Consider the following 20,311-nt stretch of genomic DNA (forward strand, 5'->3'; position numbering starts at 1 on the left):
GACTTGCTCATTACTTTTTTATCGCTTTTCTCACAATCCGTTAGGATTGCAAGGGCAGTTTCACTCGTTGTTCAGTTTTCAAAGAGCAATCTTTTCTTTCGTTTGTTTCGCTCGCCGTCCGCTCGTTTCTCTCGGCCGGACATACAATATATCACGATTCGATGCATTCTATCTACAGGTAATTCTTGTCATTTATTCGTTTTGTACTTCTCAGCCTTCTGTCTTGCGGCCAGAATAAGAATATATCATGTAATCTATTGTAATTGCAACTATTATTTTATTTTTCCCCAAAATAAATAGAATAGCAGGAATGCATTATGCTGCCGCTTACTCGAAAATGAATACATATCTGATTGTATGCAAATAATTAGGTGTCAGTTATAATGCGACCCGACCACGACGGATATATTTCCGGTACATTTCCATAAGAGGAGCGAATACCATTGGAAAAGACCAAATCACGTAAGCTGAACATAACATTCAAGAGCGACATGGACTTACTTGATCTAAATGAATCAAAAGGGAAAAAATCGAAATCGGACAAAGGTTCTAAAGGACGTATTTGGGAGTTCATTGCGATAGCCACCATCCCGATGGTGCTCGTATTTGGCAACTCGATGCTGGTGCCGGTACTCCCCGAAATGCAGAGGGAGCTTGATATCAGCAAATTTCAAAGCAGCTTGATTATAACCATTTTTTCCTTAGCCGCCGGGATTTTCATTCCAATAATCGGTTATTTATCGGACCGCTTCGGCCGAAAGGTCATTATCATTCCAGCATTGATCATTTATGGAGGAGGAGGGGTATTGGCCGGGTTTGGCGCCATATGGAGTTCCTATTCAATCATTATTACTGCTAGAGCGATTCAAGGTCTTGCGGCCGCTGGAACGGCACCGATCGCCATGGCGCTCGTAGGCGATTTATACGATGGCGGGACAGAAAGCAAAGCTCTTGGCTTGACCGAAGCTTCTAATGGGGCGGGGAAAGTTTTAAGTCCGATTATCGGTTCGTTGCTTGCTTTGATCGTTTGGTACGCTTCTTTTTTCGCCTTTCCGGTGTTTTGCGCCCTGTCGCTGCTAGCCGTGCTTTTTTTGATTAAAGAACCGAAGCATAATCAAAAACAGCCATTAAAGGAATATGTCAAAAAAATTAAACATCTGTTCAAGGAAAAGGGCCGATGGCTTATCACTTCTTTTTTTGCAGGCTCATTAGGGCTTTTTATTTTGTTCGGCGTGCTTTTTTATTTGTCCAATATTCTTGAAGAGAAACCTTACAACATTGACGGCGTCAGAAAAGGTTTGATATTAGCCATTCCATTGCTGTGCATGGTCATCACTTCTTATACGACAGGGAGCCTGATCAAGAAAAATGGCGTTTTGATACGCTGGCTCATGAATATCGGGCTGGTTGCCATGACCATTTCTCTAGCCGCCACTATTTTCTTTTTTAAAAATATTTACGTATTTATCGGACTGTTAACGATCAGCAGTATCGGTATCGGACTGCTTCTCCCGTGTCTAAATACAATGATCACAGGTGCCGTTCAGAAAAGTGAACGCGGAATGATTACTTCCCTTTATAATAGTTTACGATTTTTAGGGGTAGCCGCCGGACCCCCTTTATTCGGTTGGATGATGGACAAATCGGATCGGATTGTTTTCATCACCGTATCCGCACTATCTTTGCTTTCACTTGGTTTGGTGTTTTTCTTGATCAAACCACCGCGCGAAGTCAGCTGATTGGCCGTGAAAATTTTTGAAGATATAACCAGTGCCGATTTTTAAGCGTTGATCGTTAAATGATTCGAATCTGTTAAGTTACGGGCACACGCCCGGAACTGTCCGCATATGATACTCAAGTCATTCGATGACGCGAGAACACATATAAGAATTGAGGAGATAACAGATGAAATGTTCCCTACCTGCAGTTTGGCCCGCAGAGTTGCATGACCCGAGCGGAATTCGCAAAGCGTCCGAACTTGAAACCGATAATCGCAACGCGGATCGGATTGCCAGGCGCGGTCATACAATGGTCATCGATAAAGGTCTCGGCAGAAACGCATTTATGGATTTAATCGAAACAGCCGCAGACTATATCGATTGCGTAAAATTCGGCTTCGGAACATCCCCTCTCTATAATACTGATCTGCTTCTTTACAAGATCAAATTAGCAAAACAGCATGGCATTATGGTCATGCCAGGCGGTACACTGCTGGAAATCGCCGTTCAACAAGATGTGGTCAATGCGTTCTTCGATACGATAGGCTCCTTCGGTTTTAATGGTATTGAAGTGTCCGATGGCACGATTGAGATTTCTCGCAAAAAACGGACAGAACTGATCCAAGAAGGTTTGAAGCGCGGTCTTCGAGTCGTAACGGAGTATGGCAAAAAGCTGTCAGGCTCGCTCATTGATGCAACGAATTTGGCCGTTACAGCCGAGGCTGATTGGGATGCAGGCGCTGAACTTGTAACTCTGGAAGCCCGTGAGTCTGGTGTTGGCGTCGGTATCTTCGATGAGAATGGAGAATGCCGGGATGAGATTCTCGATGACGTCCTCAGGTTTGTTCCGGATACGAAACGACTGATGTGGGAGGCGCCGCTTAAACATCAACAGATCCTGCTTCTGCGCAAATTTGGTTCAGACGTGCATTTGGGCAATATTCCAACTTACGATACGCTTGCCCTCGAAACGTTGCGACGCGGACTTCGTTCAGATACATTTGAATTTGGAATTCGGGAGAAACAGGCCAATGCTAATTATTACATGATATAACGGATGAACTTGCTGAATAATTAGAAAAATGGCGCTCCGTTATGAGCGCCCCTTTCCATTTAACTATTTTTCAAATCAAAGCTCCCGCATTGCGGACGACTTGCATCGCTTGCTCATGATCCTCTTCCTCAACTACGACGGTCAATAAAATATCGCGTCCCGTTACTTGATTATCCGCCCCTCCGGAACTCATTCCACTAGCGCTCACGCTGGCGGCGCTCAATATACCAGCGTTACGATCTATAAAATCGCCTCCCAGCGTCAAATAGCCCAAGCCCGGAAAATCGCTGGTCAGCGGGTTCTCAATATGGTCGCTTCCATCCCCTGTATATCCATCGAATCGGTTTATCGAAGTGTCAATGATGCGCAGCGATTTTAACTGCGTCAAGGCTTCTTCCGCTTGCTCTGGACTTTTGAAAAAAGCAAGAATGTTTTTTTCAACCATCTTAAACTCCCCCTTTAATTAGGTATCCGCCGTAGTTTACCAGAGTGTGAAGCGATTTATGCACTTTCCTAAATTACTGAGCTAGAAATCGATTAACCGCATTAAAAATACAGCCAAGGGAAAATATATGGATGAGCGAAAAGGAAGCATATATTGAAGAATAAGAGGTGTGACCCATTATGGAAAACGAAAAAGTAATAAGCGGCACAAACGAAGGAGCGAAAGGCGCTGTTCAACAGCCCAAAATCGTAGCGGAGATGCCTCAGGATAAAAAACTTAAAAATCCGGAAGAGGCTGCACAAAACGACGGTTTCCCCGGCTCTTGCCAGCTTTAGCTGTCCGCCCACGAGAGGGCGCTTATTTTACAGCGTCCCTCCAATGAAGTGAATGACCTCCACAAAAAAAAGCTGTTCACACCTCTGCCCTCTCAAGGGTTAGGTAACGAACAGCTTCGCTTACATAAAAAGTTGTGTCTAGACTAATGCTTTTGCAGCAATGTCAGTGCGGTTTTGCTTGCCTTCGAATTGGATGACGCTGACCGCTTCGTACGCCCGGGCGCGCGCCTCCGCGATATCGCGGCCGCGGCCGACGATGCCGAGCACGCGTCCGCCGCTTGTTACGAATTGACCATCCTTCTCAGCGGTACCCGCGTGAAATACAAGCGCACCTTGTGCTTCCGCTTCTGCAAGACCGGTAATAACGCGGCCTTTAGGATAGGAGGCCGGGTAGCCCTCAGATGCGACAACGACGCAAACCGCCGCTTCTTCGCTCCACTGAATGTCCAGCTGGTCCAAATGACCGTTCATCGATGCGAGTACGATATCGACGAGATCGGTTTGCAAGCGAGGCAATACGACCTGCGTTTCCGGATCACCCATACGCGCATTGAATTCGATCGTTTTCGGGCCATCCTTCGTAATCATAAGTCCCGCGAACAATACGCCGCGGAAAGGCCGGCCTTCGCTAACCATCGCTTTAGCCGCAGGGATAATAATGTTGGCGATGGACTCATCAATGATTGCTTGATCGATGTGGGGAAGCGGCGTGTATGTGCCCATGCCACCGGTGTTCGGCCCTTTATCGCCATCAAAAATCGGCTTATGGTCCTGTGCAGGCACCATCGCGCGAACGGTCTCGCCGTCAACGAATGCCAGAATCGACATTTCTTGTCCTTCGAGAAACTCCTCAATTACGATTTGGTTGCCCGCCTCGCCAAACACTTTATCGACCATCGCATCGCGCAGCGCTTGCTCCGCTTCCTCAAGCGTAGCTGCAACCGTTACGCCTTTGCCTGCTGCCAAACCGTCAGCCTTGATGACGATCGGAGCGGATTGCCCGCGCAGGTAAGCGGACGCGCTTTCGTAATCGGTGAACGTTTCGTATTTGGCCGTCGGGATGTTGTATTTTTTCAGCAAATTTTTCATGAAAATTTTGCTTCCTTCAATTTCCGCCGCGTTTTTGCGGGGACCGTACGCTTGTATTCCAGCTGCTTCGAAGGCATCTACGATTCCATCCGCTAGCGGATCATCCGGGCCCACGAAGACGAGATCGATAGCTGCATCCTTTGCAAAACGGATCAGCTCATCGAATTGGCTGACCGGAATCGGCACACATTCGGCAAGCTGCGCAATACCGGCATTGCCCGGCGCGCAAAATATTTCCTTTACCTTCTCGCTCTTCTTCAGAGCCCAGACGATTGCATGCTCCCGTCCGCCGCCGCCTACTACCAAAATACGCATAACAATTAACCCCCTTAATGACTATATGAAACAGATACAGCCGCCGCCCTCGCCAGCTCTTTGTCGTTCACGCGCGGCTGTATCTTTGCAATTTAGTGCTTAAAGTGACGTACTCCTGTAAATACCATAGCGATGTTATTCGCGTTAGCTGCTGCGATCGACTCTTCGTCCTTGATGGAGCCGCCTGGCTGGATGATCGCGGTGATACCCGCTTTGGCAGCCAGCTCAACCGTATCGCCCATTGGGAAGAAGGCATCGGAAGCAAGCGCTGCGCCTGCCGCTTTCCCGCCAGCTTGCTCGATTGCGATCCGAGCCGCGCCTACGCGGTTCATTTGGCCTGCGCCAACGCCAACCGTCATGTCGTCCTTGGCAAGCAGAATCGCATTCGATTTCACGTGCTTAACGACTTTCCAGCCGAACAAAAGCTGTTTCAGCTCTTCCGCTGTCGGCTTGCGGTCCGTTACAAATTGCAGGTCTGCTTCAGCCAAGCTGTGAACATCGCTTTCTTGTACAAGCATGCCGCCGTCAACCGATGTAACGAGCCACTCCGGTTTGCGTTCGCCAGCTGCAGAATGCTCGCCCAGCTTAAGCAGACGAATGTTTTTCTTCTTCGTTAATATATCAAGCGCCTCAGGAGTGAAATCCGGAGCAATGATGATTTCGAGGAAAATGCCGCCGAGCAGCTCAGCCGTATCCGCGCCGAGCATGCGGTTAGCGGCAACGATCCCGCCAAAGATCGATGTCGGGTCAGCCGCATAAGCTTTCTCGTACGCCTCGTGGATCGTTGTGCCGATACCTACGCCGCAAGGGTTCATGTGCTTAACCGCGACAACGGCAGGCTCATCGAACTCTTTAAGAATCGCAAGCGCAGCGTTCGCATCGCTGATGTTGTTGTAGGAAAGCTCCTTGCCGTGCAGCTGCTCAGCAGTCGTTACGTTACCGCTTGCTGCCAGCGGCTTGCTATAGAAAGCAGCCTTTTGGTGCGGATTTTCGCCGTAGCGGAGATCTTGAACCTTTTCATAAGTAACCGTGTAAGTCTCAGGAAGAGGCTCGCCCATTTGCTTCGAGAGGTAATTGGAGATCAAGGAGTCGTAAGCAGCTGTGTGACGGAATACTTTGGCAGCAAGACGTTTGCGTGTTTCGAGCGTCGTATCGCCCTGCGCCTTCACTTCTTCCAGAATCGGGCCATAATCGCCGGCATCGACGACAACCGTTACGAAGGCATGGTTTTTAGCAGCCGAACGAAGCATGGTAGGGCCGCCGATATCGATATTCTCGATTGCATCCTCATAAGAAACGTTAGGCTTTGCAATCGTTTCTTTGAATGGATACAGGTTAACGATAACTAGGTCGATGTAGTCCAGACCAAGCTCCTTCATCGCTTTTTGATGCTCTTCATCGTCACGAACGGCTAACAGGCCGCTATGTACAGCCGGGTGCAGCGTCTTAACGCGTCCATCCAAAATTTCCGGGAAGCCCGTCACGTCGGAAATGCCGATAACTGGAACGCCTTCCTTTTGCAGCAGGCTGAATGTACCGCCCGTTGAAATAATTTGCACGCCCTGGTTTGCTAACTCTCTGGAAAACTCCACGATTCCCGTCTTATCCGAAACACTGATTAACGCTCTGCGAATAGCCATGCACATACCCTCCTTCATTTATTTGACCAAAACTTGTACTTGTTATGGATCGAAACTTCACAAAACCGCCTGTTGAACTCTCATACGCCTCAGCCGCCAGCCATAGGGCTCTTTTCGCCGTTTCCGCCGACATTAGTTCTAATTTCTAGATCAAATCAGCCTTAACTAACCCAAATGTGATGAATAGAGCTAATTTTCAGCTCTATTCAGTCAGCGTGCTAGCGGCGCACGGTCACGCGGCGGCCATCCAGCGAGACGCGTCCCTGCGCGATTTGCTGGATGACGGCCGGCAGAAGCGCCTGCTCCGCTGCGTGAATCCGCCCGGCCAGCGAGGCTTCCGTGTCCTCGTCCGCCACCTCGACCGCGGTCTGCGCGATGATCGGCCCGCTGTCCATGCCGCCGTCCACGTAATGGACGGTTACGCCAGTCAGCTTGACGCCGTATTCCAGCGCCTGGCGAATGCCGTTCACGCCGGGAAAAGCCGGCAGAAGCGCCGGATGAATGTTAATCATCCGCCCGTAGAACGGCTCGACCAATACCGTCGTGATAATGCGCATGTAGCCCGCAAGCACGATCAACTCGACGCCGCGGCGCTCAAGCTCGGCGATTATTTCCGTCTCGTACGCTTCGCGGGACGGGTATTCCTTCGGCGTGAACAGGAACGTGTCCACGCAGGCTTTCCGTGCGCGCTCCACGACCGGAGCGGCAGGCTTGTCACAAACAAGAAGCTCGATGGTTACATCGAGCTTCCCCTCCTGCACCGCATCCGCAATCGCTTGGAAGTTCGTACCCTGTCCCGAAGCGAAAACGGCGATGCGAAGTGCTCCCATTATACGTCCGCTCCCGTAAACGTCACGATGCGGCTTCCTTCCGTAACCGTTCCGATACGGTAAGCCTCTTCGCCAAGCTCCGCCGCAATGCGCAGAGCCTCGCCAGCCTGGTCAGCCGGAACGACAACGACCAGACCAATCCCCATATTAAAAGTCATGAACATGTCGCGGTTCGTAATGCCGCCCTTATTCTGCATCAAATCGAAGATGGGCAAAATCGGCCACGAGCCGTATTCCACGTCAACGTTAACGCCATCCGGAAGTACGCGCGGGATGTTCTCGATAAAGCCGCCGCCCGTAATATGCGCCATGCCTTTCACTTCTACCTTCTCGATCAGCTTAAGCGCCGATTTCACATAGATGCGGGTCGGCTCGATCAGCACGTCGCCAAGCTTCGCGCCGCCAAGCTCTTCAAGCTGCTGGTCCAGCTTATAGCCTGCTTCTTCAAGCAGCAAGCGGCGGACGAGCGAGAAGCCGTTGCTGTGAATGCCGCTGGACGCGAAGCCGATAACGGCGTCACCGGCTGCAATCGTGGAACCGTCGATCATTTTTTTCTTGTCGACGATACCAACCGTGAAGCCCGCGATATCGTATTCGCCGCCTTGATACATGCCCGGCATTTCCGCCGTTTCGCCGCCGATCAAGGAGCAGCCCGCTTGCACGCAGCCCTCCGAAATACCGGCAACAATCGCTTCGATCTTCTCAGGCACGACCTTGTCGCATGCCAAGTAATCGAGGAAGAACAATGGCTCCGCACCCTGTACGATAATGTCGTTCACGCACATCGCAACGGCATCGATGCCGATCGTGTCATGCTTGTCCATGGCAAAAGCAAGCTTCAGCTTCGTGCCGACGCCATCCGTACCGGATACGAGCACAGGCTCGTCATACTTGTCCTTGTTCAAGCTGAACAATCCGCCAAAGCCGCCAAGCTCTGCCAGCACCTCCGGGCGGTAAGTCCGCTTTACGTGCTTCTTCATCCGTTCAACCGCTTCGTTACCAGCCGCAATATCGACGCCGGCTTTTTTGTACGCTTCTGACACTCTCGGTCAACTCCTTAACATGTATTCAAGCTCATTACTTTATGCTATTAACAACTGCAGCTTTTGTCCGATTCCTCATTGACATAGGTCGGATAGTCATTATCGAAACATGCCAGGCACATGCCGCGATTGTATGCTCCGTCATTACCGCCAACCGAATCCACAAAGCCTTCCTCGCTCAAAAAGGATAAGGAATCCGCGTTGATTTGCTTCCGGATCTCCTCGACCGTCCGGCTAGAAGCGATCAGTTCCTTGCGGTCAGGCGTATCGATGCCGTAGTAGCAAGGATTTTTGAAAGGCGGCGATGTAATCCGAACATGCACCTCCGTTGCCCCTGCCTCGCGAAGCAGATTCACGATCCGTAGGGAGGTCGTGCCGCGCACGATCGAATCGTCAATCATGACGACGCGTTTGCCTTCAACGACTTTACGGACGGCGGACAGCTTCATCTTTACGCCCTTCTCGCGAAGCTCTTGAGAGGGTTGGATAAACGTCCGGCCGGTATATTTGTTTTTGATCAGGCCAAGCTCGTAAGGAATGCCGGTTTGCTCCGCATAACCGATCGCCGCCGATATACTCGAATCGGGCACACCCGTTACGATATCCGCATCCACGAACGATTCCTGCGCAAGCTGGCGGCCCATCCGTTTGCGCGCCGAGTGAATGTTAATGCCATTAATATCGCTGTCCGGACGGGCAAAATAAATATATTCCATCGCGCACGTCGCGCGGCGCTCTACCTTGGCATATTGATCCTCTCGCATGCCGTCCGCGTCAAAAATGAGCAGCTCCCCCGGCTGAACGTCACGCACGTATTCCGCTCCGATCGACTCGAATGCGCATGACTCGGACGAGAACACATAGCCGTCGCCTATGCGACCCATCACGAGCGGACGAAGCCCGTTCGGATCGGATGCAACGAGCAGCTTGTCGTTCGTCATAATCAGGAAAGCGAAGCCGCCAACAATACGCTGCAAAGCTTCCTTCGCAGCCGTCTCGAATTCCTTTGGCGAGCGGGCAATGAGATGCGCGATAACTTCCGTGTCGCTGGACGTTTGGAAAATCGAACCCGACATTTCCAGCTCCTTGCGAATTTCCGGCGCATTCACAATATTGCCGTTCGTAGCAACCGCCAGGTCGCCGTCCCGATAGCGGAAAATAAGCGGCTGCGCATTGGCCAGCTTGCTCTCCCCTGCCGTCGAATAACGAACGTGACCGATGGAGCGGTCGCCTGCAAGCATATCCAGCTTATCCTTATCGAATACTTCCTTTACGAGGCCCATGCCGCGGTGGTAGGCGAACTTATTGCCGTTCTTCGTATCTACCGTACAGATGCCCGAGCTTTCTTCACCGCGATGCTGCAGCGCATGCAGGCCGTAATAGGAAAGATTAGACGCGTCGGGGAGATTGAATACCCCGAACACGCCGCACTCTTCACGCAATTTATCGAAAATATCGTCCCGGCCAATGCCCTCGTTATAGTGGTCTCCCGTCCATAACAATGGCTCCTGTCTTATTTCATCAGACATGGAATCGCATCCTTCCAGACCTTCTCCAGTTGTTGTACCGGCGCCTGAATGCCGGCTTTTCCGTTTACGTTAATGGTCAGGCTGCTGCCTTGAACAGTTCCTATTTGTGAATGGACAACGCCTTGCTCCGCAAGCAGAGCTTGCAAAGCTGCCGCTTGGTCCGGTTTCGCCGACAGCAAGATACGCGATTGCGATTCGCTGAATAACAGGTGATCGGCACGCAGGTCAGTCGTCAAAGCAACTTCCGCGCCAAGGCGGCCGCTGATGCAGGATTCCGCGACAGCAACCGCGATACCGCCCTCGGACAGATCATGCGCCGATGCTACCAGACCTTTTTGGATAGCGCCTAGAACAGCATCAAGTACTTTCTTTTCCGTCGCAAGGTCAATCTCAGGCGGACGGCCTGCTGCCGCGCCTTCCAGCACGTATTGCAATTCGCTTCCGCCCAGCTCCGCTTTCGTCTCGCCAACAAGAATAATAATGTCGCCTTCCGCTTTAAATCCTTGCGTCGTAATGTGATCGATGTCGTGTACGAGTCCAACCATACCGATAACAGGAGTCGGGTAAATCGCACCCTTCGCGTTCTCGTTGTACAAGCTTACGTTGCCGCCGATAACCGGCGTATTCAATATCACGCAGGCCTCGGACATGCCGTCGGCCGATTTCTCCAGCTGCCAGAACACTTCCGGCTTCTCCGGGTTGCCGAAGTTCAGGTTATCCGTAACGGCAAGCGGCTCTGCGCCGGAGCAAACGATGTTGCGGGCCGCTTCCGCAACCGCTATGCGTCCGCCAACCTCAGGATCAAGATAAACATAACGTCCATTGCAGTCCGTTGTCATCGCAAGCGCCTTACGCGTGCCGCGAATGGTTACGACTGCCGCATCGGAACCCGGTTGAACGGCTGTCGATGTGCGAACCATGTAGTCATATTGGTTATATACCCACTCTTTGCTCGCAACAGTCGGAGAAGCCAAAACTTTCTCCAAAGCGCCAGTCAAATCGGTTACTTCCGCAAAAGCCGCCGTGTCTACTTTTGCATTCTCGCTATAGTAAGCAGGCTCTTTCGATGGCTTATCATATACCGGACACTCGTCTACGAGCGCTTTGACCGGCATATCGGCAACCTCTTCTCCTTTATGGAACAAACGAAGACGTCCGTCATCGGTTACTTTACCAACTTTGGCGCAAATAATGCCCCAACGGTCAAAAATTTCTTTCGCCTGCGCTTCATGCTGAGGCTCTACGACGAAGAGCATGCGCTCTTGCGACTCAGATAGCATCATTTCGTAAGGCGTCATGCCTGTTTCGCGCTGCGGCACCTCGTCGAGGTAAAGCTCAAGGCCGTTGCCCGCTTTGGAAGCCATCTCCGCGCTGGAGCAAGTAAGACCCGCCGCTCCCATATCTTGAATGCCGAGGACGATGCCGGAGTCGATGAGCTCAAGAGTAGCTTCCATAACGAGCTTCTCCATAAACGGATCGCCGACCTGTACCGCGGTACGTTTCTCTTCGGATTCTTCAGACAATTCAACGGAAGCGAAGGTTGCGCCGTGAATACCGTCGCGGCCGGTTGCAGGACCGACATAGAATACCGGGTTGCCTACCCCTTTAGCGACGCCGCGCTGAATTTTATCGTGATCGATAAGGCCTACGCACATCGCGTTCACGAGCGGGTTGCCCTCATAGCTTTCGTCGAACATGACTTCGCCCGCAACCGTCGGAATGCCGATACAGTTGCCGTAGCCGGCTATACCGCTTACGACATGCTCGAATAAATATTTAACGCGTTCATTCTCCAGGCGGCCGAAGCGCAAGCTGTTCAGCAAAGCAACTGGACGAGCGCCCATCGAGAAAATGTCGCGAATAATGCCGCCCACGCCTGTCGCCGCGCCCTGGAAAGGCTCAACCGCCGATGGGTGGTTATGCGATTCGATTTTGAATACGACCGCTTGATTGTCGCCGATATCAACGATACCCGCGCCTTCGCCCGGTCCCATCAGGACGCGGGGTCCGGTGACCGGGAATTTCTTCAGGATCGGCTTGGAGTTTTTGTAGGAGCAGTGCTCCGACCACATCACGCTGAATACGCCAATTTCCGTATAGTTTGGCTTACGGCCCAGAAAGCCGCAAATTAGCTCATATTCATAATCGGATACGCCAAATTGGCTGTAAATTTTCTGATCGGCTATTTGTTCCGCCGTCGGTTCCTTAGCCGTTAACTGCTGCGCCATGTTGTTCCCTCCATGCATTCAAAATCGATGTAAACATCCGTTTGCCGTCTTCCGAGCCCATCAATTGATCGACTGCGCGCTCAGGGTGAGGCATCATGCCTACCACGTTGCCCGCTTTGTTGCGAATACCCGCAATGTTCTCTATCGAGCCGTTCGGGTTCGTGTCGCCCGCATAGCGGAACACGATTTGGTTGTTCGCTTTAAGCTCAGCCAGCGTAGCGTCATCGCAATAGTAGTTGCCTTCGCCGTGCGCGATCGGAATATTTATCATTTCACCTTGCGAATATTGGTTTGTAAAGGCTGTGTTGTTGTTAACCACTTCAAGCTGCTCCTGCTGGCAAACGAATTTTAATCCGTTATTGCGGATCAAAGCGCCCGGCAGAAGGCCTGCTTCCGTCAAAATTTGAAAGCCGTTGCAGATGCCAAGAATATATTTGCCGGCTTCAGCCGCTTTTTTCACTTCATTCATGACATTCGCGAACTGAGCGATCGCTCCGCAGCGCAGGTAGTCGCCGTAGGAGAAGCCGCCCGGCACAAGAATCGCGTCATAAGCGGAAAGATCCGTAGTCGTATGCCAAACATAGTCAACGGACTGGCCGATGGTGTCCTCTACTGCTTTGTAGCAGTCGATGTCGCAGTTGGAGCCGGGAAATACGAGTACCGCAAACTTCATCGCCTTATCCCTCCAGTTCAAAACGGAAGTCTTCTACAACCGTGTTCGCGAACAGCTTCTCGCACATCGCTTTGATGCGTGTTTCCGCTTCTGCGCGGTCAGTCGTGTCAAGCTCAACTTCCAAGTATTTGCCGATGCGTACCTTTTCAACTTCGGAGAAGCCCAGCGTGTGGAGCGCTCCTTGTACAGCTGTTCCTTGCGGATCCAAAACGTTTTGCTTGATGGTGACGTAGACGGTTGCCTTCATAATAGCCTCCTGGAAATGTAAGTTTTCTCGAAAGGCAGATTATATGTGATAATCGCATTGCCGCGGGGGTTATTGTCTACGTCGCATTCGAAGCCAGGAAATTTGGATTACACGCTTTGCGGTAATTTCCCGGTCTTCAAGATGCGATCGCTGTCGCTCTACGACAACAACCCCGCACGCTTTGCTCATCCACATATTATAAAAACCTTTGCGAGTATGGTCGGTGAAGCAGTGGGAGCAGCCGCGCTTTGTGCGCTGGCCGCCGGGCTCTCGTTTCTATAATTCAACGCCGGTTAAGCGGCGGTAGATGTCACGGTAGCGGGCCGTTGTTTCGGCTACTACGGATTCGGGTAGCGGCGCCGGCTTGCTGTCGCGGTCCCAGTCGGAGCCGAGCAGGTAGGTGCGTACCGGTTCTTTGTCCATGCTGTCGATCTCGATGTCGTAAGCATAGTTCCCCTCTGCCCAGAAGCGGGAAGAGTCCGGCGTAAAGATTTCGTCGATTAGAATAACTTTGCCGTCGATGAGTCCGAATTCGAATTTGCAATCGGCAAGGATGATGCCGTGCTCCGCACAATAGCCGTGAGCGAACTTATAAAGCTTGATGCTGCGGTCGCGAAGCTCTTCGGCCAGCTCGGCACCGACCATTTCAGCCATTTTTTCGAACGGGATATCCTCGTCGTGGCCGACGTCGTTTTTCGCTGCCGGGGTGAAGATTGGAGCGGCAAAACGCTCGTTTTTGCGCATGCCTGCCGGAAGCTCGATGCCGTTAATCGCGGACGTTTGTTGGTATTGTCTCCAACCTCCGCCCGTGATATAGCCCCGAACGACACATTCGATGTCGATGCGCTCCGCTTTGCGGGTAACCATGATGCGGTTTTTGAGCAGCTCGGGCTCCGTTACGATATCGCCAAGCTTCTCAACATCGGTATGAACGACGTGGTTGACTTGAATATCGTCCGTTTGCTCGAACCAGTAAGCGGACAGGCGGTTAAGCACGTTGCCTTTGTCCGGTACGGCCGGGTCAAGCACATAGTCGAAGGCGGAGATGCGGTCGGTTACGACGATCAGGAAATGCTCTCCAAGGTCGTAGAGCTCGCGCACCTTGCCTTTGTAGATAAGCGGAGCCTTAATATAATCGACAGCCGTCGATAGAGCTTGCGCTTGTGCAGTCATTCAGGCCAGCCTCCCCTTAAATCAATCCCAACCGGGTGAAAATCGTATTCACATGCTTCAGATGCCACGCCGGATTGAAGCAGTCGTCGATTTCTTCCGTCGTCAGCACGCTTGTAATTTCCTCCGTCTCGCCGATGATGTCACGGAACTGGCGCTGCGTTTCCCAAGCCTGCATCGCGCGCGGTTGAACTGTGTCATAAGCTTTCTCGCGGCTGAAGCCTTTGTCGATCAGCTTCGTCAATACGCGGCCGGAGAAAGGTACGCCGTATGTCGCCTGCATGTTGCGCTTCATGTTTTCCGGGAACACGGTCAGGTTGTTGATGATGTTGCCCAAACGGTTCAGCATGTAGTTAAGCAGCATCGTTGCATCCGGCAAAATAATACGTTCAACAGACGAGTGGCTGATGTCGCGTTCATGCCAGAGCGGCACGTTCTCGTAAGCTGTAACCATATGTCCGCGAATAACGCGGGACAAGCCGGAAATGTTCTCGCAGCCGATCGGGTTACGCTTATGCGGCATGGCCGACGAGCCTTTTTGCCCTTTGGCGAATGGCTCTTCAACTTCACGGAACTCACTCTTCTGCAAAGCGCGAATTTCAGTTGCGAATTTATCAAGCGATGAAGCAACTAGCGCAAGTGTCGCCATGTATTCGGCATGACGGTCACGCTGAAGCGTCTGTGTCGATATCGGAGCAGCTGTTATGCCGAGCTTCTTGCAAACGAACTCTTCAACAAATGGATCGATGTCTGCAAAGGTACCGACAGCACCGGACATTTTGCCGAATTGGACGCCGTTTGCCGCATGGTGGAAACGTTCCAGGTTACGCTTCATTTCCTCGTACCAAAGCGCCATTTTCAAGCCGAAGGTCGTTGGCTGCGCGTGAACGCCGTGCGTACGGCCCATCATCGGCGTATCTTTGTATTGGATGGCTTTATCGCGAAGAATCTCGATAAAACGTTCGATGTCCTTGACTAGAATTTCGTTAGCTTGGAGAAGCAGATAGCCGATCGCCGTGTCCACGACGTCCGTAGAAGTCAGGCCGTAGTGTACCCATTTGCCTTCAGGACCAGCCTTCTCGGATACGGCGCGCGTGAACGCGATAACGTCATGGCGGGTATCCTGTTCGATTTCATAAATGCGGTCGATATCGAAGTCGGCGGAAGCGCGCAGCGCTGCAACGTCTTCTTTCGGAATAACGCCGAGCTCGGACCAAGCCTCGCATGCGCAAAGCTCAACCTCAAGCCAAGCTCTGAATTTGTTTTCCTCTGTCCATATGGCTCTCATTTCCGGTCTGCTGTAACGCTCTAACATCAATTCTTCACACCTTCCAAATAGTTGTTTCTTCAATCCAGTCAAGCGCAGCGTCCGTGTCCGGCGCCAAAACGTTGACATGGCCCATTTTCCGCTTCACGACCGCTTCCTTCTTCCCGTACAAATGCGCCTTCGGCGAAACCTTCAACCGCTCCGCCGCTTCATCCTGACGCGACATCCGTTCCAGCAGCGGCTCGACATGCTCGCCGAGCACATTAACCATCACGACCGGGCTCATCAGCGCCGTATCGCCCAGCGGCAGGTTGCAAACCGCGCGTACATGCTGCTCGAACTGCGAGGTTCGGCAAGCCTCCATTGTGTAGTGGCCGCTATTATGCGGCCGCGGCGCCAGCTCGTTCACGAACAGCTCGCCGTCAGCCGTATAGAACAGCTCGACTGCGATAAGCCCGATAACGCCAAGTCCTTCAGCGATCCGCATCGCCAGCCGTTCCGCCTCGCGCTGTACGTCCACGCTGACTCTTGCGGGAACGATGGATACATGCAATATATTATCGACGTGTATATTTTCCGCAACGGGGAAAGCTTTTATTTCACCCTGCGGATTTCTCGCCGCTATAACCGATAATTCTTTATCGAAACGGATGAATTGCTCAAGCACCAGCTGGACGCCGGCAAGGGAGAGCGTTTCATAGGCTTCCTCAATTTCCGATTCGCTGCGGATGACCCATTGGCCCTTGCCGTCGTAGCCGCCCATCGCGGTCTTCAGCACGCATGGCGTACCGAAGCGGCTCACAGCCTCGCGAAGCTCGTCTACGCTGCGGATCTCGCTGTACGGCGCCACTCTCACGCCTGCCGCTTCGATCGCCCGCTTCTCGCGAAGGCGGTGCTGCGTCGTGTACAGCAGCTTGCTGCCCTGCGGCACGTACGATTCTGCCATCAGCATCGCCGCTACATCGGCATCGACGTTTTCGAATTCGTACGTGATGACATCCGAACGCTTCGCCAGCTCGCGCGCCGCCTCGCGATTGTCATAAGCCGCGACGATCTGCTCCGCTACCTGCCCGGCCGGCGCATCCGGCGACGGATCCAGCGCTACGAACCGGTAACCCATCGCGCTGCCTGCGTTCGCCATCATGCGGCCCAGCTGACCGCCGCCGAGAATGCCGATCGTACTGCCCGGCAGCAGCGTCTTCGGCTGCTGCTTGTCCGCTTCGCAACTCATAGCGTTTCACTGCTTTCCAATACTTCCTGCTTCACGCGCTCGCGCCGCGCTTCCACGCGCGCTTGCACCTCGGGATCGAATGCTCCGATCATTTGCGCGGCAAGCAAGCCTGCATTCGTACCGCCCGCATTGCCGATCGCTACAGTCGCGACCGGAATGCCGCCCGGCATTTGCACGATGGAGAGCAGTGAATCCAGCCCGCTCAAATTCGATGATTTCACGGGAACGCCAATAACCGGCAAAATCGTCTTCGCAGCGACCATGCCGGGCAAATGCGCAGCTCCGCCGGCTCCGGCTATAATCACCTTAAGCCCGCGCTCTACCGCAGTTTCCGCGTATTCAAACATTAAATCCGGCGTCCGATGCGCCGAAACGACCTTTTTCTCATAAGGAATTTGCAATTCCTCCAGAATGTCGCAGGCTAGTTTCATTGTGTCCCAATCCGATTTGCTGCCCATGATGACGCCCACCTTCGCAGACATGCGATCAAACCCACTTTCGTGTATAAGATTAAAATTCACTTCAATGAACATAACAAAGCGGTGCGGCAATAGCCAAAGAGACAACAGAAGGCTGCCCCGTAAGAGAGGCAACCTATGTCCAGTCCGTAGGGCATCAAAAGCTGCGCTTATGCTTTATGGCGGGCCGAACCGCGTCGTATACATCTCGACATGAGGCTCGATTCCGCTTGTCGAATCATTTTCGCTCGTAGTCCGAAAATTAAAGTTTCCGGGTAGAAACATTCGGCCTTATCCCAAATAAATACGAGATCATTTTTCTTTGGGCGGCATGCTCCGCCTCAAACCTTCTCTAGTTTATCGAATCGCCAATCTACTGTCAATAAAATACGAACATTAAATTAGGATGCTTTTATAAAGGTTCGCTTTTCTGACTTAATGAATCGGAAAATGAGAACAGTTTGCCCAAAAACAGGTGTTTCGACCGCATTTATTTCCAACCCCCCCCGTATGCTAAACCTGTTTTCTTATTGTTCCCATTAATCGGCATTACTTCCGCTGAAGTTATGAGATTATGACTCATGCATTTCACTGAATTAATTGGTAATTGTGAGAAACTATGCTCGAATGTACTGATCAAGTCTTAACGGAGTCAATTAAACAGTAAGGTGATTGGTGTAACAGGCAGTAATGGCAAAACAACAGTTAAGGACATTTTTGCTTCAATATTAAGTACTAAGTATAAAGTTCATAACTTAGCAAAAACCAGCCTAACACTCTTCGTGTTTGTGACTGGTTTTTGTTTTAGTTCAATACCGCTCTATCTTTGGTTCCACGGAGCAGTCTCGCTTTCCGTTACTCCACCCAGACCGTTTTCGCCGTTGCCGGAATGCGCTGCGGCTCGATTGGCGACATATCCGGGTAGCCAAGGTACACAAACCCGACGAGCTGCTCATCCGCCGTTAATCCAAACGTTTCCTTCATGAGTGGATGATACATCGGATCGCCCGAGCGCCAAATAGCGCCGAGCCCGCTGGCATGCGCGGCGAGCAGCAGATTTTGCACCGCCGCCTGAACGGCGGCCAGCTCCTCCGCAAGCACCGCCCGCGGGTCGTTCGAAGGCGCGCATACCGCCGCAATCACAACCGGCGCCCGGTATGCCTTCGCCCGATCCTTCGCGAGGCGCTCCTCCAGCGGCTCGCCGCTAAGCTCCGGCACGGCGGCAGCCGATACGCGCGCGTAACCTTCAGCCAGCCTCGCCCTGCCTTCGCCTGTCATCACGATGAACTTCCATGGCTGCGTGTTGTGATGGCTTGGCGCCCACACCGCAGCTTCCAGCAGCTTCTCAATAATCGCTCGGTCAACGGGATCCTTCTTCACCCTCCCGATCGTTCTCCGCGTTCGAATCGCCTCTTCCACGTTCATTCCCGGTTTTCCCTCCACTCCATCTATTTTGAATCGTACACTTTCATTCCGTAAAACAAAATCAATAGAAATTCATCGTTTCAACTTGCCCGTTAATAGCAGCATAAAGAAGGAGATAACGATTGTACATACCGTCCATGCCCATGCCATAGTCAAATTGCCTGCATCAACCGCTACATAGATTGCAGTAGGAATCGTCTGCGTTTTTCCCGGAATATTTCCTGCGATCATAAGCGTTGCTCCAAACTCACCCAATCCACGGGCAAAACCAAGAATATAAGCCGACAGCACCGATCGCGATACAAGGGGGAAGGTGATGAACCGAAAAAGCTGCCACTCATTTGCTCCAATTGATCGAGCCGCTTCTTCAAAATCCCGATCTACGGAGTCGAAGCCAACTCTCATCGTTTGGTAAACAAGCGGAAAAGCTACAACGATCGAAGCAATAACCGCTGCCCACCACGTGAAAATAATGGGTGCTGTAAACAACCATTCAAAAAATCGGCCAACTGCACTCTTTCGCCCCAATATGACCAGCAGCAAGAAGCCGATTACAGTAGGCGGAAGCACCATAGGCAGCATAAATATCGTTTCAAGAATGAGCTTTCCGCTGAATTTTTTTCTGGACATCCACCAAGCTACTGCAATCCCTATGACAGCCGTCAGCACACTCGACAAAAAAGTAATTTGCAGCGACAATCTTATTGGAGGCCATAGTTCAAACCAGTCTATATTTATAATAGTCATTTAGGGATTGAAAACCCGTATTTCACAAATACGTCCAATGCTTCATTAGTTTGAAGAAACGCATAAAACTCTTCCGCTTCTTTGGCATGTTTTGTTGCTTGCACAATACCGACAGGATAATGAATTGGAGAATAGCTGTCCGGATCAACTGTGAATGCAATTTTTACTTTATCAGAGGTTAGAGCATCCGTTTTGTACACAAACCCCGCATCCACATTTCCTGTTTCTGCATATTGCAGCACTTGCCTGACATCTTTGGCTTGTACGATTTTTGTTTGCAAACCATCCCACAAATTAGCGTTGGTTATCGCTTCTTGGGCATATTTACCTGCAGGTACACTCTCCGGAATACCGATAGCGATTTTTTTCACTTCTTCTTTTTTCAAGTCCTGTTCGTTGCCAATGCTCAACTTGCTGTCTGAAGGCACAACGACGACAAGCTCGTTTGACAACAAATTATGCTGCTCTGCGGAATCGATCAGTTGTTTATCAACCAAATCTTTCATGTTTTTGGATGCTGCCGATATAAACAAATCCGCAGGAGCGCCTTGCTCGATTTGCTGCTGCAACGCTCCCGATGCGCCAAAATTAAAGACAAGCTTAATGTTATTATGTTTCGTTTCGTATATAGTCTGAATCTCATTCAATGCATCTGTCAAACTCGCACCCGCCGAGATGGTCAGCTCCACTGTTTCAGCCGAAGACTCGCTCGCTTGATTCGCAGCTGGGGATTGCGTAGAAGTTGCCGTTTGCGATCCGGAACCCGCTCCGCACGCAACCAATAAAATCGACAAGATTAAAACCACAGATAAAATCATATTCCTTTTAACTAATTTTAACATCAAGTTTCCTCCACATCTCTATTTA

The 20,311-nt window shown here is 51.5% G+C and carries 19 protein-coding genes, 1 pseudogene and 1 riboswitch; of the genes and pseudogenes, 4 read left to right on the forward strand and 16 right to left on the reverse strand.

Annotated elements, in window-relative coordinates; genetic code table 11:
• Positions 1–443 precede the first annotated feature (443 nt).
• Both L1N85_RS19055 and comA read left to right on the forward strand, forming a co-directional pair.
• Entirely contained in the window at positions 444–1,739 is a 1,296-nt protein-coding gene (locus L1N85_RS19055) for an MFS transporter (protein WP_235240634.1), read from the forward strand.
• Between the two features lie 166 nt (positions 1,740–1,905).
• A complete protein-coding gene (gene comA, locus L1N85_RS19060) occupies positions 1,906–2,772 on the forward strand; it encodes a phosphosulfolactate synthase (protein ID WP_235240635.1) in 867 nt (288 codons plus the stop codon).
• Positions 2,773–2,842: 70 nt separating this feature from the next.
• On the opposite strand, the gene L1N85_RS19065 is transcribed toward comA, so the two are convergent.
• Complete coding sequence (locus L1N85_RS19065; RefSeq protein ID WP_235240636.1) at positions 2,843–3,217, reverse strand: hypothetical protein; 375 nt, start codon at positions 3,215–3,217, stop codon at positions 2,843–2,845.
• A gap of 179 nt (positions 3,218–3,396) precedes the next feature.
• Between L1N85_RS19065 and L1N85_RS19070 the strand changes: the two genes are divergently transcribed.
• Entirely contained in the window at positions 3,397–3,552 is a 156-nt protein-coding gene (locus tag L1N85_RS19070) for a hypothetical protein (protein WP_235240637.1), read from the forward strand.
• A gap of 138 nt (positions 3,553–3,690) precedes the next feature.
• Here the strand turns inward: L1N85_RS19070 and purD are convergent, their stop codons facing one another.
• The 12 genes from purD to purE form a co-directional block, all read right to left on the reverse strand.
• Entirely contained in the window at positions 3,691–4,956 is a 1,266-nt protein-coding gene (purD, locus tag L1N85_RS19075; protein WP_235240638.1) for a phosphoribosylamine--glycine ligase, read from the reverse strand.
• Between the two features lie 92 nt (positions 4,957–5,048).
• Positions 5,049–6,596: a bifunctional phosphoribosylaminoimidazolecarboxamide formyltransferase/IMP cyclohydrolase gene (purH, locus tag L1N85_RS19080; protein ID WP_235240639.1), complete on the reverse strand. Its 1,548-nt coding sequence runs from the start codon at positions 6,594–6,596 to the stop codon at positions 5,049–5,051.
• A gap of 218 nt (positions 6,597–6,814) precedes the next feature.
• Complete coding sequence (gene purN / locus L1N85_RS19085; RefSeq protein WP_235240640.1) at positions 6,815–7,426, reverse strand: phosphoribosylglycinamide formyltransferase; 612 nt, start codon at positions 7,424–7,426, stop codon at positions 6,815–6,817.
• Positions 7,426–8,469, reverse strand: coding sequence for a phosphoribosylformylglycinamidine cyclo-ligase (purM, locus tag L1N85_RS19090; protein ID WP_235240641.1), 1,044 nt, complete (start codon positions 8,467–8,469; stop codon positions 7,426–7,428). The genes purN and purM overlap by 1 nt, the downstream gene beginning before the upstream one ends.
• Positions 8,470–8,516: 47 nt before the next feature.
• Positions 8,517–9,998: an amidophosphoribosyltransferase gene (gene purF / locus L1N85_RS19095; protein ID WP_235240642.1), complete on the reverse strand. Its 1,482-nt coding sequence runs from the start codon at positions 9,996–9,998 to the stop codon at positions 8,517–8,519.
• On the reverse strand, positions 9,983–12,226 hold the full coding sequence (purL, locus tag L1N85_RS19100; protein WP_235240643.1) for a phosphoribosylformylglycinamidine synthase subunit PurL: 2,244 nt from the start codon (positions 12,224–12,226) through the stop codon (positions 9,983–9,985). Before purL ends, purF begins: the two co-directional genes overlap by 16 nt.
• On the reverse strand, positions 12,204–12,899 hold the full coding sequence (purQ, locus tag L1N85_RS19105) for a phosphoribosylformylglycinamidine synthase subunit PurQ (protein WP_235240644.1): 696 nt from the start codon (positions 12,897–12,899) through the stop codon (positions 12,204–12,206). The genes purL and purQ overlap by 23 nt, the downstream gene beginning before the upstream one ends.
• 4 nt (positions 12,900–12,903) lie before the next feature.
• Entirely contained in the window at positions 12,904–13,149 is a 246-nt protein-coding gene (gene purS, locus L1N85_RS19110) for a phosphoribosylformylglycinamidine synthase subunit PurS (RefSeq protein WP_235240675.1), read from the reverse strand.
• Positions 13,150–13,422: 273 nt separating this feature from the next.
• On the reverse strand, positions 13,423–14,319 hold the full coding sequence (locus L1N85_RS19115; RefSeq protein WP_235240645.1) for a phosphoribosylaminoimidazolesuccinocarboxamide synthase: 897 nt from the start codon (positions 14,317–14,319) through the stop codon (positions 13,423–13,425).
• A gap of 16 nt (positions 14,320–14,335) precedes the next feature.
• The gene (gene purB / locus L1N85_RS19120) at positions 14,336–15,631 is read right to left on the reverse strand and encodes an adenylosuccinate lyase (RefSeq protein WP_235240676.1); all 1,296 of its coding nucleotides are present in this window, start codon (positions 15,629–15,631) and stop codon (positions 14,336–14,338) included.
• Between the two features lie 7 nt (positions 15,632–15,638).
• The gene (gene purK, locus L1N85_RS19125) at positions 15,639–16,814 is read right to left on the reverse strand and encodes a 5-(carboxyamino)imidazole ribonucleotide synthase (RefSeq protein WP_235240646.1); all 1,176 of its coding nucleotides are present in this window, start codon (positions 16,812–16,814) and stop codon (positions 15,639–15,641) included.
• Entirely contained in the window at positions 16,811–17,296 is a 486-nt protein-coding gene (gene purE / locus L1N85_RS19130; RefSeq protein WP_235240647.1) for a 5-(carboxyamino)imidazole ribonucleotide mutase, read from the reverse strand. Before purE ends, purK begins: the two co-directional genes overlap by 4 nt.
• Positions 17,297–17,503: 207 nt before the next feature.
• Positions 17,504–17,602: riboswitch (purine riboswitch) on the reverse strand.
• Positions 17,603–17,919: 317 nt separating this feature from the next.
• On the opposite strand from purE, the pseudogene L1N85_RS19135 reads away from it, so the two are divergent.
• Positions 17,920–18,030 (forward strand): annotated as a pseudogene (locus L1N85_RS19135) (Mur ligase family protein); the annotation flags it as partial.
• Positions 18,031–18,127: 97 nt separating this feature from the next.
• Here the strand turns inward: L1N85_RS19135 and L1N85_RS19140 are convergent.
• The 3 genes from L1N85_RS19140 to modA form a co-directional block, all read right to left on the reverse strand.
• Positions 18,128–18,697, reverse strand: a complete 570-nt coding sequence (locus L1N85_RS19140) for a nitroreductase family protein (RefSeq protein WP_235240648.1) — start codon at positions 18,695–18,697, stop codon at positions 18,128–18,130.
• Between the two features lie 72 nt (positions 18,698–18,769).
• A complete protein-coding gene (gene modB, locus L1N85_RS19145; RefSeq protein ID WP_235240649.1) occupies positions 18,770–19,444 on the reverse strand; it encodes a molybdate ABC transporter permease subunit in 675 nt (224 codons plus the stop codon).
• Positions 19,441–20,286 (reverse strand): molybdate ABC transporter substrate-binding protein, encoded by an 846-nt coding sequence (gene modA, locus L1N85_RS19150; RefSeq protein ID WP_235240650.1) that lies wholly within the window; start codon positions 20,284–20,286, stop codon positions 19,441–19,443. The genes modB and modA overlap by 4 nt, the downstream gene beginning before the upstream one ends.
• Between the last annotated feature and the right edge of the window lie 25 nt (positions 20,287–20,311).

Origin of the sequence: Paenibacillus alkaliterrae, assembly GCF_021532375.1 — a bacterium.
Lineage (GTDB): Bacteria > Bacillota > Bacilli > Paenibacillales > Paenibacillaceae > Pristimantibacillus > Pristimantibacillus alkaliterrae.

What these genes read in the sequence shown, in the direction of transcription:
- comA (WP_235240635.1), top strand. Translation starts at nt 1,906, where the DNA reads ATGAAATGTTCCCTACCTGCAGTTTGGCCCGCAGAGTTGCATGACCCG.
- L1N85_RS19065 (WP_235240636.1), bottom strand. Translation starts at nt 3,217, where the DNA reads ATGGTTGAAAAAAACATTCTTGCTTTTTTCAAAAGTCCAGAGCAAGCG.
- L1N85_RS19070 (WP_235240637.1), top strand. Translation starts at nt 3,397, where the DNA reads ATGGAAAACGAAAAAGTAATAAGCGGCACAAACGAAGGAGCGAAAGGC.
- purD (WP_235240638.1), bottom strand. Translation starts at nt 4,956, where the DNA reads ATGCGTATTTTGGTAGTAGGCGGCGGCGGACGGGAGCATGCAATCGTC.
- purH (WP_235240639.1), bottom strand. Translation starts at nt 6,596, where the DNA reads ATGGCTATTCGCAGAGCGTTAATCAGTGTTTCGGATAAGACGGGAATC.
- purN (WP_235240640.1), bottom strand. Translation starts at nt 7,426, where the DNA reads ATGGGAGCACTTCGCATCGCCGTTTTCGCTTCGGGACAGGGTACGAAC.
- purF (WP_235240642.1), bottom strand. Translation starts at nt 9,998, where the DNA reads ATGTCTGATGAAATAAGACAGGAGCCATTGTTATGGACGGGAGACCAC.
- purL (WP_235240643.1), bottom strand. Translation starts at nt 12,226, where the DNA reads ATGGCGCAGCAGTTAACGGCTAAGGAACCGACGGCGGAACAAATAGCC.
- purQ (WP_235240644.1), bottom strand. Translation starts at nt 12,899, where the DNA reads ATGAAGTTTGCGGTACTCGTATTTCCCGGCTCCAACTGCGACATCGAC.
- L1N85_RS19115 (WP_235240645.1), bottom strand. Translation starts at nt 14,319, where the DNA reads ATGACTGCACAAGCGCAAGCTCTATCGACGGCTGTCGATTATATTAAG.
- purB (WP_235240676.1), bottom strand. Translation starts at nt 15,631, where the DNA reads ATGTTAGAGCGTTACAGCAGACCGGAAATGAGAGCCATATGGACAGAG.
- purK (WP_235240646.1), bottom strand. Translation starts at nt 16,814, where the DNA reads ATGAGTTGCGAAGCGGACAAGCAGCAGCCGAAGACGCTGCTGCCGGGC.
- purE (WP_235240647.1), bottom strand. Translation starts at nt 17,296, where the DNA reads ATGTCTGCGAAGGTGGGCGTCATCATGGGCAGCAAATCGGATTGGGAC.
- L1N85_RS19140 (WP_235240648.1), bottom strand. Translation starts at nt 18,697, where the DNA reads ATGAACGTGGAAGAGGCGATTCGAACGCGGAGAACGATCGGGAGGGTG.
- modB (WP_235240649.1), bottom strand. Translation starts at nt 19,444, where the DNA reads ATGACTATTATAAATATAGACTGGTTTGAACTATGGCCTCCAATAAGA.
- modA (WP_235240650.1), bottom strand. Translation starts at nt 20,286, where the DNA reads ATGTTAAAATTAGTTAAAAGGAATATGATTTTATCTGTGGTTTTAATC.